The organism is Actinocorallia sp. API 0066 (assembly GCF_020991275.1).
Classification (GTDB): Bacteria; Actinomycetota; Actinomycetes; order Streptosporangiales; family Streptosporangiaceae; genus Actinocorallia.
This window is the reverse complement of record NZ_JAJLQY010000002.1, coordinates 303,055-317,948: the sequence shown is the minus strand read 5'-3', so window position 1 is coordinate 317,948 and position 14,894 is coordinate 303,055. Positions and strand designations below refer to the sequence as shown.

Genomic DNA, 14,894 nt, shown 5'->3' with positions numbered 1-14,894 from the left:
GAGAACGAATCCCCAGCGATCAGGCGCTATCTCGCAGCATGCAGGAGAGGCGGGCGGTGCAGACGCGGCGGTCCCTGTCGTCGGTGATGACGATCTCGAAGGTGGCGAGGCTGCGGCCGCCGTGGACCTTGGTGGCGACGCCGGTGACGAAGCCCTCGGTGGCCGAGCGGTGGTGGGTCGCGTTGATCTCGATGCCGACGGCGATCCTGCCCTCGCCCGCGTGCAGCGCCGACCCGACCGAGCCGAGCGTCTCGGCCAGGACGCAGGAGGCGCCCCCGTGCAGCAGCCCGTAAGGCTGGGTGTTGCCCTTCACCGGCATCTTGCCGACGACGCGGTCCGGGGACGCCTCGGTGATCTCGATGCCCATCGTCCGGCCGAGGTCGCCGCCCGTCTCCCGCAGCAGCGCCAGGATCTCGTCAGAATTCACGTGTCAACTCCGCCCATCGGTTCCGTCCAGTGCCGGAAACTGTCACCGGTCGAGACTAGGCTCTGACCGTGGCTAACGCGGAACCGACCCCTCAGACCCTGCTCCTGCTCGACGGGCACTCCCTGGCCTACCGGGCGTTCTACGCCCTGCCGGTGGAGAACTTCTCCACGACGACGGGGCAGCACACCAACGCGGTGTTCGGCTTCACGTCGATGCTCGTGAACGTGCTGCGCGACGAGAAGCCGACCCACGTCGCGGTGTGCTTCGACAGATCAGAGCCGACGTTCCGCCACACCACCTACACGGAGTACAAGGCGGGCCGCGCCAAGACGCCCGACGAGTTCCGCAGCCAGGTCCAGCTGATCCACGAGATGCTGGACGCGCTGCGTATCCGGCACCTTTCGGTCTCCGGTTTTGAGGCGGACGACCTGATCGCCACCCTGGCCACGCGCGCCTCCGCCGAGGGCATGCGCACCCTGATCGTCACCGGCGACCGCGACGCGTTCCAGCTCGTGGACGACAACACCACCGTCCTGTACCCGGTGAAGGGCGTCTCGGTGCTGGCCCGGATGGATCCGGAGGCCGTCACCACGAAGTACGGGGTGTCCCCCGCGCGCTACCGGGAGCTGGCGGCGCTCGTCGGGGAGACGAGCGACAACCTGCCCGGCGTGCCCGGCGTCGGCCCGAAGACGGCCGCCAAGTGGCTGGAAGCCTACGACGGCCTGGACAACCTGATCGCCCGCGTCGACGAGATCAAGGGCAAGGCGGGCGCGTCGCTGCGCGAGCACCTGGGCGAGGTCATCCGCAACGCCCAGATCAACCGGCTGGACACCTCCGTCGAGCTGGACTGCGGCCCGGCCGAGCTCACCGTCGGCGACTGGGAGCGCGCCGAGATCCAGGCGCTGCTCGACACCCTGGAGTTCCGCGGCGAGCTGCGCGAGCGGCTGTTCAACACGATCTCCGAGAACGTGGTGGAGGCCGACGAGGGCTTCACCGTCGAGCTGGCCGAGCTGGCGCCCGGCGCGCTGGGCGACTGGCTGGCCGCCCGCGAAGGCCGCGTGGGCGTCGCGGTGGCGGGCCGCTGGGGCCGCGGCACCGGCGAGCTGACGGCCGTCGCGCTGGCCGACGGCGAGGGCGCCGCCGTGCACTTCGACCCGGCCGTGCTCCTCCCCGAGGACGAGCGGGCGTTCGCGGCCTGGCTCGCCAGCGCCGACAGGCCGAAGGCGATCCACGACGCCAAGGGCCCCGGCCTGGCGTTCGCCGCGCGCGGCCTCACCCTGGCCGGGGTCACCAGCGACACCGCGCTCGCCTCCTATCTCGTCGCCCCCGACCAGCGCTCCTACGACCTCGGCGAGCAGGTGCTCCGCTTCCTGCACCGGGAGCTGCGCGAGGAGGCCGAGCAGAACGGCCAGCTCACCCTGGACGGCTCCGACGAGGACGACGCGGCGCAGGAGCTCGCCGTCCGGGCCCGCGCCGTGGTCGATCTGGCGGACGCGCTGGACGGCGAGCTGGAGCGGCGCGGCGCGGCCCGGCTGCTGGCCGAGCTGGAGCTGCCGCTCGTGCCGATCCTGTCCGGCATGGAGCGGGCGGGCGTCGCGATCGACAACGACCATCTGGCGAACCTGTCGGCGTCGCTGGGCGGGCAGGCCAAGGAGGTCGAGCAGGGCGCGTTCGACGCGGTCGGCCACGAGTTCAACCTGGGCAGCCCCAAGCAGGTCCAGCAGGTCCTCTTCGACGAGCTGGGCCTGCCCAAGACCAAGCGCACCAAGACGGGCTACACGACCGACTCCGAGGCGCTCACGACGCTGCTGGAGAAGAGCGAGCACCCGGTGCTGGAGCGCATCCTGCGCTGGCGCGAGGTCGCCAAGCTCAAGTCGATCGTGGATTCGCTGATCCCGCTGGCGGACGAGACGGGCCGCATCCACACGACGTTCAACCAGACGGTCGCGGCGACGGGACGGCTCTCGTCCACCGACCCGAACGTCCAGAACATCCCGACCCGTACCGACGAGGGCAGGCAGATCCGCGAGGCGTTCACCGTCGGCGCGGGCTACGAGTGCCTGCTGACGGCGGACTACAGCCAGATCGAGCTGCGGATCATGGCGCACCTGTCGGGCGACGAGGCGCTCATCGAGGCGTTCGAGTCCGGCGCGGACTTCCACACGATCACCGCCGCCAAGGTGTTCTCCGTCGATCCCGGCAGTGTCACGCCGGAGCTGCGCAGCAAGATCAAGGCGATGAACTACGGCCTGGCCTACGGCCTGTCGGAGTTCGGCCTGTCCCAGCAGTTGCGGATCAGCCCGTCCGAGGCGCGCGGCCTGAAGGAGGAGTACTTCGAGGTGTTCGGCGGTGTCCGCGACTACCTGGCCTCCGTCGTCTCCGACGCCCGCAGTGACGGCTACACCGAGACGATCCTGGGCCGCCGCCGCTACCTGCCGGACCTCAACTCCGACAACCGGCAGCGCCGCGAGATGAGCGAGCGGATGGCCCTGAACGCCCCGATCCAGGGCTCGGCCGCCGACATCATCAAGGTCGCCATGATCCGGGTGGACGCCGCGCTCCGCGCTTCCTCACTCCGCTCCCGGATGCTCCTCCAGGTCCACGACGAACTCATCTTCGAGGTGGCCCCCGGCGAACTGGCCGACCTCTCCACCCTGGTCCGCACCCAGATGGACGGCGCCTACACCCTCCGCGCCCCCCTGGCCGTCTCCATGGGCACCGGCCGCACCTGGTTCGACGCCGCCCACTGACGGTGACGGCCGGCGCCCCACCCGGGCCCCGGCCGTCACCGTCCGCACCCGCCCGCCGTGTCCCACGTCACCCTTCCGCCACCGGCTTTACGCGCCGACACCCCGCTCGCTACCGTGACCCGAACGGGCCTGGAACGCCAAGTAGAAAACGCATGAACCACGCGGCCCCAACGGCGCTTCCAGGCCCCACCTGCCTCCCCGGCCCCCGACGACGCGAACGCCCGCGGTGGGAGCCTGTGCGCGGCTCCACCACGGGCGCGACGCCCCGCCTCAGAAGACCTTGGAGAGGAATTCTTGGAGGCGGGGGTGGGTGGGGTGGGTGAGGAGTTGGGTGGGGGGGCCCTGTTCTAGGATGACGCCCTCGTCCATGAAGACCAGGGTGTCGGCGACTTCGCGGGCGAAGCCCAACTCGTGGGTGACGACGACCATGGTCATGCCGTCGCGGGCCAGGGCCTTCATGACCTCCAGGACCTCGCCCACGAGTTCCGGGTCGAGGGCGCTGGTGGGCTCGTCGAAGAGCATGAGGGCCGGTTCCATGGCGAGGGCGCGGGCGATGGCGACACGCTGCTGTTGGCCGCCGGAGAGCTGCGACGGGTAGTGCGAGGCGCGGTCGGCGAGGCCGACCCGCTCCAGGAGCAGCCGGGCCGCCACCCGGGCCTTCGCGCGCGGCTGGCGCCTGACCTTGAGCGGCGCCTCCATGACGTTCTCCAGCGCCGTCATGTGCGGGAACAGGTTGAAACGCTGGAACACCATGCCGATCTGACGGCGCTGCGCCGCGATCTCCCGTTCCTTCAGCTCGTACAGCTTGCCGTTCTTCTCCCGGTATCCGATGAGTCGGCCGTCCACGGAGAGGCGGCCGCCGTTGATCTTCTCCAGGTGGTTGACACAGCGCAGGAACGTGGACTTGCCCGAGCCTGACGGCCCGATCACGCACATCACCTCGCCGCGCTCGACCGCGAGGTCGATGCCGCGCAGCACCTCGGTGCGGCCGTAGCTCTTGTGCACGTTCTCCGCGAGCACCATCGGCGGTTCGGCCATCAGTGGTCCCCTCCGAGCACGCGCAGCCTCGTCCTGGCCCGTGCGGTCCGCTGGGTGCCGCGCGAGAAGCGGCGTTCCAGGAAGTACTGGCCGACGAGCAGCACGCTGGTGAGCGCCACGTACCAGAGGCAGGCGGCGACGAGCATGGGGAACGGCCGGAAGTCGCGGGTGCCGATCGCCGTCAACTGGAAGAACAGCTCGTTGGTGACGGGCACGAACGCGACGAGCGCGGTGTCCTTGAGCATCGCGATCGTCTCGTTGCCGGTCGGCGGGATGATCACCCGCATCGCCTGCGGCAGCACGATCCGCCGCATGACGAGCGGTTTGGACATGCCGAGCGCGGACGCCGCCTCGGCCTGGCCCGGGTCCACCGACAGGATGCCCGCACGGACGATCTCGGCCATGTAGGCGGCCTCGGACAGGGCGAGAGCCAGGAGGCCCGCCATGAAGCCCGTCAGCAGCGTGTTGGCGTCGATCGAGAAGATCGTCCCGTTGATGTCGACGCCGAGCAGGTCGGCGAACTGCTCGGTGAACGGCAGCCCGACGGTGTACTGGGCGTAGAGGATGCCCATGTTGCCGAACAGCACGGCGAGCACGAGCCGGGGCACCGCGCGGAAGAACCACGTGTAGACCCACGCGACGCCGCTCAGCACGGGGTTGTCCGAGAGCCGCAGCACCGCGATGACGACGCCGAGCGCCACGCCGATCAGCATCGCGAGGACCGTCAGGACGAGGGACGTCCTGACGCCTTCGAGCACCGACGGCCGGAACGCGTTCTCGAACATGTAGGCCCACATGAACTGTTCGTTCGTGAACAGCATGTGCGCGAACTGGGCGGTGAGGACCACCAGGACGGCGACGGCGATCCAGCGTCCCGGGTGCCGGACGGGCACGGCCCTGATGGCCTCGGGCCGTGCCCGTCCGTTCTCCTGCGTCTTCATCAGGAAGCCGGGTCCACCTGCGGGTCGGTGATGCCGCCGCCCTGGACGCCCCACTCGGTGAGCACCTTGGTGTAGGTGCCGTCGGCGATGAGCGCCTTGACGGCGTCGCCGAGGACCTGCGCGAACGGCGAGTCCTTCTTCACGACGTAGCCGTAGGGGGCGGCGTCGTAGATGTCGCCGACGAGCTGGAGGCCGGGCGCCTTGGCCACCGCGTAGGCGGCGATCGGCGAGTCGGCGAGGCCCGCGTCGTTCTTGCCGGACACGACGGCGGCGGTCGCCTGGTCCTGGCCCTGGTACTGGTCGATGGTGATCTCGGGCTGCCCGGCGTCCTTGCACGCCTTGTTGCGGGCCTCGATGTCCTCGACCTGGACGGTGGCGGCCTGGACGGCGATCTTCTTGCCGCACGCCGTCTCGGGCGTGATCGTCGCGCCCTCCTTGGCGAACCACTGGGTTCCGGCGTTGAAGTAGCTCACCATCGAGGACTCGGCGAGCCGCTCGGGGTTGATCGTGAACGAGGAGACGCCGACCTCGTACTTCCCGGAGGTGACGACGCCCGGGATGATGTCGGCGAACTTGCTGGTCACCCACTCGGTCTTGAGGCCGAGTTTGGCGGCGACCGCGTCGAACAGGGCGACGTCCCAGCCGGTGACGGTCTTGCCGTCCTCGTCGAGGAACTCGTTCGGCGGGTAGGTGGAGTCCACCCCGATGACGATCTTGCCGTCGGCCTTGATGTCGGCGGGGACGGCGTCGGCGAGCGCCTGGTCCACCGCGGTCGACGGGGCCGCGTCGGGCTTGGTCGCGGGCTCGTCGTCGCCGCAGGCGGTGAGGCCGAGGGCCGCGACGAGGGCGACGGCCCCGGTGGCGACGGCGCGGCTACGGATGGTGTGGGATCTCACGGCGCGTTATCTCCCTTGATGTGTTTTCGCTGGCCTTCTTGGAACGTTCGAAGCGGGCACCGCTAGTGCGGGATGTTGCCCGCTGTCCCGTCCGCGGCGGGCTCGCCGCCGGTGGCGACGTCGCCGCCCAGGTACGCGGCACGCACCTCGGGGTCGTCCAGCAGATCGGCTGCGGGTGCGGACTTTACTACATGTCCGGTTTCCAGCACGTATGCCCGATGTGCAAGTTTCAATGCCTGCTGCGCGTTCTGCTCGACCAGCAGGACGGTCGTGCCCCGCCGGTTGATCTCCTCGATGATCGAGAAGATCTGCTGCACCAGCTTGGGCGCGAGGCCCATCGACGGCTCGTCCAGCAGCAGCACCTTGGGCTTGGCCATGAGGGCGCGGCCGATGGCGACCATCTGCTGTTCACCGCCCGACATGGTGCCGCCCATCTGCGACTTGCGCTGGGCGAGCCGCTCGAACAGCTCGTAGACGTCCGCGAGGTCCTTGGCGATGCCGCCGCCCCTGCGCGTGTAGGCGCCCATGAGGAGGTTGTCCTCGACCGTCATGCCCGGGAAGACCCCGCGGCCCTCAGGGGCCTGCCCCAGGCCCGCCAGGACCCGCTTGTGGCCCGGCATCCGGGAGATGTCGGCGCCGTCGAAGCGGATCCGGCCCGAGGTGAGCTTGCGCAGCCCCGAGATGGTCTTCAGCGTTGTGGTCTTGCCCGCCCCGTTGCCGCCGATCAGGGTGACGATCTCACCCTGGTCGACTTCGAGGGAGACGCCCTTGAGCGCCTGGACCTTGCCGTAGTGGACGTGGATGTCCTGAATCTCAAGAAGCATCGGCGGGGGCTCCCAAATACGCCTCGATGACCCTCGGGTCGTCCTGGACCGCGCGCGGCAGACCCTCGGCGATCTTGGTGCCGAAGTCCAGCACCGCGACGCGGTCGCTGATCCCCATGACCAGGCGCATGTCGTGCTCGATGAGCAGCACGGTCACGCCGGTGTCCCGGATCTTGCGGATGAGGTCCTGAAGGGCGATCTTCTCCGCGGGGTTCATGCCCGCCGCGGGCTCGTCCAGCAGCAACAGCTTCGGGTTGGTCGCCAGCGCCCGCGCGATCTCCAGCCTGCGCTGGTCGCCGTACGGGAGGTTCTTGGCGGCCTCACTGGAACGCTGCGCCACACCGACGAACTCCAGCAGCTCGGCCGCGCGCGCACGGCCCTCCCGCTCCTCCTTGCGGTGCCACGGCAGCCCGAGGCCCGCGCCCGCGAGCCCCGTCTTGTGGTGGGCGTCCGCGCCGACCATGACGTTCTCGATGGCCGTCATGTTGTGGAACAGCCGGATGTTCTGGAACGTCCGCGCCACCCCGGCCTTGGTGACCTGGTAGCGCTTCCGGCCCGTCAACACGCCGCCGTCGAACTCCACGTGGCCCTCGGTCGGCTGGTAGACGCCGGTGACGACGTTGAACACCGTCGTCTTGCCGGCGCCGTTCGGCCCGATCAGCGCGAAGATCTCGCCGGTGTTGACGGTCAGCTCCAGCTTGTTGATCGCGGTGACGCCGCCGAACCGCATGACGATCTCACGCAGGCTGATCAGCGGGGTGCCGGGCGTGCCGTCGCTCATTTCTTCACCTCGATCTCCACGTCGGAGCCGCCGGGACCGCCGACCTCGGCGCCCATCGCGCCCATGCCGCCGCTGCCCTCGGCCAGCTCGGCCTTCCGCTGCCGGGACGGCAGGATGCCCTCCGGCCGCAGCGCCATCATGATCACCAGCGCGGCGCCGAACACCATCACCCGGTACTCCTCGACGCCGCGGACCCGCTCGGGGATCCACGCGATGAGGAACGCGCCGAGCATGACGCCCGGGATGTTGCCGGAACCGCCCAGCACGACCGCGGCGAGGATCGTCGCGGACAGGATGAACGGGAAGTCCTCGGGGATGATCGACGTCGCCTGCGAGCCGTACAGCACGCCGGCGAGGCCGCCGAACGCGGCGCCGATCGCGAACGAGGCGAGCTTGAACTTGAACGTCGGGACGCCCATCAGCTCGGCCGCGTCCTCGTCCTCCCGGATCGCGGCCCAGGCGCGGCCGACCCGGCTGTGTTCCAGCCGCTTGGCCAGGACGATGGTCAGGACGATCGCGCCGACCAGCAGGTAGTAGTACGGCCGGGTGTCCAGGGCGCCGTAGGTGAACGGCTTGAGGCCGTCCAGGTCGAGCGCCTCGGTGAGCCCGTTGGCCGGGACGGCCCAGTCGGTCACGTTCGGGGGGTGCGGGATGCCCGCGATGCCGTTCGGACCGCCGATCGAGTCGGTGTTCGTCGCGGAGATCCGGATGATCTCGCCGAAGCCGAGCGTGACGATCGCCAGGTAGTCGCCGCGCAGCCGCAGCGTCGGGGCGCCCAGCAGGATGCCCGACAGCGCGGCCAGCACGATGCCGACGGCGATGATCTCCCAGAAGTTCCAGCCCCAGATCTTGCCGAGGACGGCCATCGTGTAGCCGCCGACCGCGAAGAACGCGACGTACCCGAGGTCGAGCAGGCCCGCCTGCCCGACGACGACGTTGAGGCCGATCGCCAGCAGGATGTACCCGCCGATCGGGTAGAACAGGATGCTCTGCCAGTCCGAGTGCGGCGACATGAACGAGCCGATGCCCGCGTGCGGCAGGAACAGGGCCGCGACGATGAGCGCGAGGTAGACCGACCAGCGGACGACGCCGGTCTGCACCCCCCACCAGTCGCGGGCCCGGTCGGAGGCGTCGCCGAACAGGTCGGTGACCTTGCGGAGCGGCTGCTGCTTGCCCTTGACGGCGGGCTTTGCCTTTTCGAGGGTGCTCATACGCGTGCCTGCTGAAGGGACTCACCGAGGATGCCGGTGGGACGGAACATGAGGACGAGGACCAGGACCGAGAACGCCACGACGTCCTTCCACTCCGAGCCGAAGAACGCCGACCCGTACATCTCGATCAGGCCGAGCGTCAGGCCGCCGACGAGGGCGCCGCGCAGGTTGCCGATGCCGCCGAGCACCGCCGCGGTGAACGCCTTGATGCCGAGGAGGAAGCCGACGAAGTAGTTCGTCTCCTCGAAGCGCATGAAGTACAGCGCCGCCGCCGCGCCCGCCATGGCCCCGCCGATGGCGAAGGTGGCGGTGACGATCCGGTCGATGTTGACGCCCATGAGGACCGACGTCTCGGGGTCCTGGGCGGTGGCGCGGATGCCGCGGCCCAGCTTGGTACGTGTGACGAACTGGTCGAGCGCGACCATCATGAGGATGGCCGCGAGGAAGATGATCAGTTTGTCGTTGCGCACCACGAAGTCGCCGATGGCGAAGACGTCCTCGCGGACGACGAAGTGGCCCTGGACGGGAAGCGCGCCCTTCTCCTGCGGCACGTCGAACCACCACGGGATGAGGACGCGGGCGAAGAGCTGCTGGAGGAACAGCGAGGCGCCGATGGCCGAGATGAGCGCGGCGAGCCGTCCCGCCCCGCGTTTGCGCAGCGGCCGGTACGCCAAATACTCCAGCGCCACCGCGCTCGCCCCGGAGGCGAGGCCGCCGGCGAGCGCCAGCAGCAGGACGACGCCGACGAGCGCGATGCCGCCGATCTCGGAGAAGCCGAAGGCGCCGACCACCGCGAGGGAGGTGAAGGTGCCGATCATGAAGATCTCGGAGTGCGCGAAGTTGATGAGGCGCAGCACCCCGTACACCATCGTGTAGCCCAGGGCGATGAGTGCGTAGATCGAACCGAGAGCCAGGCCGTCGACGGTCGACGGCCAGAACTGGTTCAGGAAGTTATCGAGCAAGGAAGTCACACCTTCGTGAAGAAGGGGCGGGAACCCGGGGTCACCGTGTTCCCGCCCCTCCATGTATGCGTGCGGGGACCTACTCGTCCTTGACGGTCTTGGCGTTGCCCAGCAGCGGCAGGGTCTCGCCGGTGACCTTGTAGATGTAGACGTCGTCCGCGGCGATCTCGCCGTTCTCCTGGAACTTGATCTGCTTGCTCACGCCGGCGAAGTCGGCGGTCGCGATCCAGGTGTTGATGTCCTCGGGGGTCACCTTGCCGGCCTTGATGGCGTTGATGAACACCGTGGCGGCGTCGTACGCCTCAGCGGAGTAGATCGCGGTCGAGGCGTTGAACTTCGCCTTGTAGGCCTCGGCGAACGTCTTGCTCGCGTCGCCCGCGGTGCCCTCGGGGTCGATCAGGCAGGGGCAGCCGATGAGCGCGCCGTCGGCGTTCTTGGTGCCCGCGCCCTTGGCCAGGCCCGGGTCGAGCGAGCCGTCGGCCGAGAGGAACTTGCCGGTGACGCCGGCCTCGCGGAGCTGCTTGAGCAGCTTGCCGCCCTGGGCGTAGTAGCCGGCGAAGAAGATCGCGTCGGGGGCGAACGCCTTGACCTTGTTGACGGTCGAGGAGTAGTCCGACGCCTTGATGTCGATCGAGTCGGTCTGGGTGGACGCGCCACCGGACTCCGAGCTCGCCTTGACGGTCGCGCCGAGCGGCTGGCCGTAGGTCGACTTGTCGTCGACGACGAAGACCTTCTTGGCGGCCAGGCCGGTCGTGATGAAGGCGCCGAGCCCGGCGCCCTGCACGTCGTCGTCGGCGATGACGCGGTGCCAGTACTTCCAGCCGTTCTCGGCGAGCGCGGCGTTGGTGGCCGACGCCGAGACGCTGGGGATGCCGGCCTCTTCGAGGACGGGGCCGACCTGCGCGGACTCGCCGGAGAACGCCGGGCCGACAAGACCGACGATCTTGTCTTCCTTGATGGCCTTCTTCGCGAGCGCGGTCGCCTGCTCCGGCTTGGCCTGGCTGTCGTACTCCTTGAGCACGATCTTGGTCTCGGGGCTCGTGGCGTTGTAGTTGTCGATCGCGAGCTGCACGGCGTTCTTGATCGGCAGGACGATGCCGGAGTTCTCGCCGGTGAAGTCGCCCATAACACCGATCGAGACCTCGGAGACATCACCGCCGCCGCCGGAGTCCTCTCCACCACAAGCGGTGAGCGCGAGGCTCGCGACACCGGCCATCGCGATGAGCCGGAGAGCGGACGTTCCAAGTTTCATGCCATTGGCTCCTTCACCGGGCCGGCGCGCAGGCGACGGCCCCCGTGGGACTGAATGGCGGAAACGTACTGAACGCCGCACCAAAACGCCAAGGCCAGAGCAGGTTCCCCACTGTCGTGATGCACAGTCGTGACCTGTCCGCTACCAACGGCAAATATCCGAAACCGGCATGTAACACCGCAAAAGTGGCGGATTACTGATCCTCCGCCGGTGAATCTTGCGTCGCGCTGTCCAGAACGGCTTCCGCGACCTTCCGCATCGTCAGACGGCGGTCCATGGAAGTCTTCTGGATCCAGCGGAACGCCTCGGGCTCGGTCCAGCCGTGCTGGGTCTGCAACCGGCCTTTGGCGCGATCCACGATTTTGCGGGTCTCCAGCCTGTCCTTCAGCGTCGTGACCTCGGATTCGAGCTGGCGGATCTCGTCGTAGCGGGAGACGGCCATCTCGATCGCCGGCACCAGGTCGGCCTTGGTGAACGGCTTGACCAGGTAGGCCATCGCGCCCGCGCTCCGGGCCCGCTCGACCAGCTCGCGCTGGGAGAACGCGGTCAGCATGACGACGGGCGCCAGCCGCTCCCCGGCGATCCGCTCGGCCGCCGAGATCCCGTCCAGGATGGGCATCTTGACGTCGAGGATCACCAGGTCGGGCCGCAACTCCGAGGCGAGCTTCACGGCGGTCTCCCCGTCGCCCGCCTCCCCGACCACCCGGTAGCCGTCCTCCTCCAGCATCTCCTTGAGGTCGAGCCGGATCAGGGCCTCGTCTTCGGCGATGACAACTCGCTTGGCACTCTCGCTCACGCGCACGAGACTACCGGGAACCTGTACCCTGGTGCCTGTCCCAGGTCGGCTAGACCCCGGTACGCCGGATGTCCCGAACGCCCCACCTGCGACGACAACGCCTCGGTATCCCAATCGGCAGAGGAAACGGATTCAAAACCCGTGTGTTGTGGGTTCGACTCCCACCCGAGGCACCACCTACCCCACCCCGGGCCTGGGGCGGAGCTGGATCATCTTGGCGCCGCCAGCCTCAGGCGCCCCTTGGGAGACCGTACGGAGACCGGGAGTCCCGATCTCCCCCCCTCTGCCTCACATGTCGTCCTCGTCCTCGTCGGGTGCGGGGTCGACGGGGTGGCGTGGGGGGAGCCAGCCGGTCGCCTCGCACGACCGGCACGGGCGATCGGTGCCGATCGTGTGCAGGCCCGGGTGGCGGCGCAGCATCACGCGGACGGGCTGGGTCTCGACCCGGGTCCCGTCGCAGGTGGGGCACACGATGTGGGACCCGTCCGTCGGCACGATCACTGAGGGATCATCCTGCACTCGATGAATGCCATGTGGTCATGGTAGGGCGAGCGTCACACGTGCGGGCGTTGATCGGGTCAGACGTAGGTGGTGGCGGTGGTGCCGGGGGCGGTGAAGGCGGCGAGGTCGCGGTCGTACTTGGTGATGAGGCGGTCGGGGGTGCGGAGGGCGGACCATTTGTAGGAGTCGGCGTCCGGGGTGGCGGGGTGGGACCAGGGGGCTTTCTGGCCGGTGGTGACGTCCCATGCCTGGAGGCCGGCGTCGGTGGCGATCGTGGCCAGGGTGTCGGGGCCGGGGAGGAGATGGGCCTCGCTGACCGGGGCCACCTCCGTCGTCCAGAGGGACTTGCCCGTGGTGAGGTCCAGGGCGTGGTAGGTGCCGTTGCCGTGGCAGAGGGTGGTGCCGGAGAGCAGGTGCGTCGCTGAGGCGACGGTCTTGGCCGACCAGGGGCGGCGGCCGGTGGCGGGGTCGAAGACGGCGAGGCGGTTCGGGGTGCCGGAGCTGGCCACGAGCAGGCCCGCCTCGATCGTCAGCCAGTAGGACGGCTCGTTCTCCTTGGCCCGGTACTTCGGCATGCCGGAGGGGCTCGCCCACAGTTCCTTGCCGGTGCGCGGATCCAGGGCGCGTGCCTTCAGGTCCTCGTCCAGGACGTAGAAGCGCTTGCCGTCGGTGTGGCAGGCCAGGAGCTTGCCCGAACGAATCCAAACCGGGTCGCCGTTGCTCAACGCGATGCCCGCGTAGCGGTTCCCGGTCTTGCGGAAGCGGGTGTCGGCGAGCATCACGTCGTCCACGACGACGCGGTTCACGTAGATCGGGTCGGCCTTGGTTCCGAGGGTCCAGAGCGGGTCGCCGGTCTTGGCGTCGAACGCGTGCGCCCGGATGTCCTTGCCCCGCGCGATGACGACGGACGACGTGATCGGCTGCGGGCTCTCCACGTCGACGTCGATCCCGGTCGTCCACAGCTTCTCGCCGGTCCTGGCGTCGAGCGCGGACAGTTCGTTGCCCGACAGGGTGTAGACGCTGCCGTCCAGGTACTTCGGCGGGTAGAAGGCGTTGTGGTCGCCGTTGCTCCACACCAGCCTGCCGTCACGCGGGTCGAACGCCTCGACGTCCTTGTACAGGGCGAGCACGAGGTCGCCCGTCCACTGGAGGGTCGCGTAGTCCTCGCTGAGCCGCGCCGTCCAGACCGGCTGGCCGTCCCCGGCCGCCGAAGGACCGGCCTGCGGCTTCAGCGTCTCGCCGCTCGTGTCCCTGTCGCGCGCGTACGCCGCCCACGCGCCGCCCGCGACGGCCGTCACGGCGAGCCCGACCCCGCCGAGCAGCACCCCGCGCCGCGAGACCGGCGGCGCCTGCCCCGGCGCCGTCCCCGGCACGGGCGGCGGCGCCGGAGGCAGCAGCGGCACCACGGCCGACTCCGGCGGCTGCTGGAGCGGCACCACGGGCGCGGTGAACGGCGCCGCGTCCTCCTGTGAGGTCGCGGCGGCCGGGGCCGACGGCTGCGGGAAGGCGGCGCCTGACGGCCCGGTGACGGCGACGGGCGGCGGTGGTGCCGTGGGCGGCGTGGCCGCGTGGCGAACCGACGCGTCCGTGGCGAAGGTGGCCGGGGGTCGGGCGGACGCGGGATCGGCCGGGTAAGGGAGGGGTGTGCCGTTGATGAAGAGTTCGGGGAGGGAGGCGACGGACGGGCGGCGGGACGCGTCCTTGTCGAGGCAGGCGGTGAGGAGGTCGAGGAGGCGGGGTGGGACGTCGGTGAGGTTCGGGGGTTCGTAGGCGGCGCGGAACATCAGGACCTGGAAGGGCCCCGTGCCGAAGGCGGGCGTTCCGGTGACGGCGAACACCATGACGGCGCCGAGCGCGAACACGTCGCTGGCCGGGGTCAGTTCGTGTCCGGCGACCTGTTCGGGCGACATGTACCCGGCCGAGCCGATGACGTTCCCCGTCGCGGTGAACACGGTGCCCTCGGACGCCCGGCTGATGCCGAAGTCGATGACCCGTGGCCCGTCGTCGGCCAGCAGGATGTTGGACGGTTTCAGGTCGCGGTGGATGAGCCCGGCCCGGTGGATCGCGGCGAGCGCCTCGGCGAGCCGCGCCCCGAGCGTCGCCGCCTCGGACGCGACGAGCGGCCCGGCGTCCTCGATCCGGCTCTGGAGTGAGGGGCCCGGCACGTACACGGTGGCGAGCCAGGGCAGCGGCCCTTCGGGGTCGGCGTCGACGACGGGTGTGGTGAACGCGCCGCTGACGGCCATCGCGGCCTCGACCTCGGCCCGGAACCGCCGCCGGAATCCGGGGTCGGAGGCCAGTTCCGGCCGGACCACCTTGACCGCGACCTGCCTGCCGCTGGGCGACGTGCCGAGGAACACCCGGCCCATGCCGCCCTCGCCCAGGAGCCGGACGATCCGGAACGGACCGATGGTTTCGGCCATGACACCATCGGTCCCGTAGAACGCCATTGTCGGATCCTACTGATCACAAAACCCGCAGATCCGGCGAACCCCTCTTTCCGGGCGCGGCGCGG

13 protein-coding genes and 1 tRNA gene are annotated in these 14,894 nt (G+C 69.7%); 2 read left to right on the top strand and 12 right to left on the bottom strand.

Translation table 11 applies throughout. The features are described from left to right. Positions 1-19: 19 nt before the first annotated feature. Entirely contained in the window at positions 20-367 is a 348-nt protein-coding gene (locus LO762_RS06105; RefSeq protein WP_230613587.1) for a PaaI family thioesterase, read from the bottom strand. A 128-nt stretch (positions 368-495) separates the two neighbouring features. Here LO762_RS06105 and polA point away from each other — a divergent pair, with 128 nt between their 5' ends. Beyond that, positions 496-3,177: a DNA polymerase I gene (gene polA, locus LO762_RS06100; protein WP_230613211.1), complete on the top strand. Its 2,682-nt coding sequence runs from the start codon at positions 496-498 to the stop codon at positions 3,175-3,177. A gap of 270 nt (positions 3,178-3,447) precedes the next feature. On the opposite strand, the gene LO762_RS06095 is transcribed toward polA, so the two are convergent. The 9 genes from LO762_RS06095 to LO762_RS06055 all read right to left on the bottom strand — a co-directional run bounded on the left by LO762_RS06095 (position 3,448) and on the right by LO762_RS06055 (position 11,884). Further along, on the bottom strand, positions 3,448-4,215 hold the full coding sequence (locus LO762_RS06095) for an amino acid ABC transporter ATP-binding protein (protein WP_304523615.1): 768 nt from the start codon (positions 4,213-4,215) through the stop codon (positions 3,448-3,450). Continuing rightward, positions 4,215-5,156, bottom strand: a complete 942-nt coding sequence (locus tag LO762_RS06090) for an amino acid ABC transporter permease (RefSeq protein WP_230613210.1) — start codon at positions 5,154-5,156, stop codon at positions 4,215-4,217. The genes LO762_RS06095 and LO762_RS06090 overlap by 1 nt, the downstream gene beginning before the upstream one ends. Continuing rightward, positions 5,156-6,052 carry an ABC transporter substrate-binding protein gene (locus tag LO762_RS06085; protein WP_230613209.1) on the bottom strand — a complete coding sequence of 299 codons (897 nt, stop codon included), beginning with the start codon at positions 6,050-6,052 and terminating at the stop codon, positions 5,156-5,158. Before LO762_RS06085 ends, LO762_RS06090 begins: the two co-directional genes overlap by 1 nt. Before the next feature lie 62 nt (positions 6,053-6,114). After that, positions 6,115-6,876: an ABC transporter ATP-binding protein gene (locus LO762_RS06080; protein ID WP_230613208.1), complete on the bottom strand. Its 762-nt coding sequence runs from the start codon at positions 6,874-6,876 to the stop codon at positions 6,115-6,117. Further along, complete coding sequence (locus tag LO762_RS06075; RefSeq protein WP_230613207.1) at positions 6,866-7,657, bottom strand: ABC transporter ATP-binding protein; 792 nt, start codon at positions 7,655-7,657, stop codon at positions 6,866-6,868. The genes LO762_RS06080 and LO762_RS06075 overlap by 11 nt, the downstream gene beginning before the upstream one ends. Beyond that, on the bottom strand, positions 7,654-8,868 hold the full coding sequence (locus tag LO762_RS06070) for a branched-chain amino acid ABC transporter permease (protein WP_230613206.1): 1,215 nt from the start codon (positions 8,866-8,868) through the stop codon (positions 7,654-7,656). Before LO762_RS06070 ends, LO762_RS06075 begins: the two co-directional genes overlap by 4 nt. Beyond that, positions 8,865-9,830, bottom strand: coding sequence for a branched-chain amino acid ABC transporter permease (locus LO762_RS06065; RefSeq protein ID WP_230613205.1), 966 nt, complete (start codon positions 9,828-9,830; stop codon positions 8,865-8,867). The genes LO762_RS06070 and LO762_RS06065 overlap by 4 nt, the downstream gene beginning before the upstream one ends. Positions 9,831-9,909: 79 nt before the next feature. Continuing rightward, on the bottom strand, positions 9,910-11,082 hold the full coding sequence (locus LO762_RS06060) for a branched-chain amino acid ABC transporter substrate-binding protein (RefSeq protein ID WP_230613204.1): 1,173 nt from the start codon (positions 11,080-11,082) through the stop codon (positions 9,910-9,912). Between the two features lie 193 nt (positions 11,083-11,275). Continuing rightward, positions 11,276-11,884 (bottom strand): ANTAR domain-containing response regulator, encoded by a 609-nt coding sequence (locus LO762_RS06055; protein WP_230613203.1) that lies wholly within the window; start codon positions 11,882-11,884, stop codon positions 11,276-11,278. A gap of 93 nt (positions 11,885-11,977) precedes the next feature. On the opposite strand from LO762_RS06055, the gene LO762_RS06050 reads away from it, so the two are divergent. After that, positions 11,978-12,054 (top strand) — tRNA-Leu (locus LO762_RS06050). A 112-nt stretch (positions 12,055-12,166) separates the two neighbouring features. Here the strand turns inward: LO762_RS06050 and LO762_RS06045 are convergent. Both LO762_RS06045 and LO762_RS06040 read right to left on the bottom strand, forming a co-directional pair. Beyond that, entirely contained in the window at positions 12,167-12,379 is a 213-nt protein-coding gene (locus LO762_RS06045) for a hypothetical protein (RefSeq protein WP_230613202.1), read from the bottom strand. A gap of 77 nt (positions 12,380-12,456) precedes the next feature. Continuing rightward, entirely contained in the window at positions 12,457-14,829 is a 2,373-nt protein-coding gene (locus LO762_RS06040; RefSeq protein ID WP_230613201.1) for a serine/threonine-protein kinase, read from the bottom strand. Between the last annotated feature and the right edge of the window lie 65 nt (positions 14,830-14,894).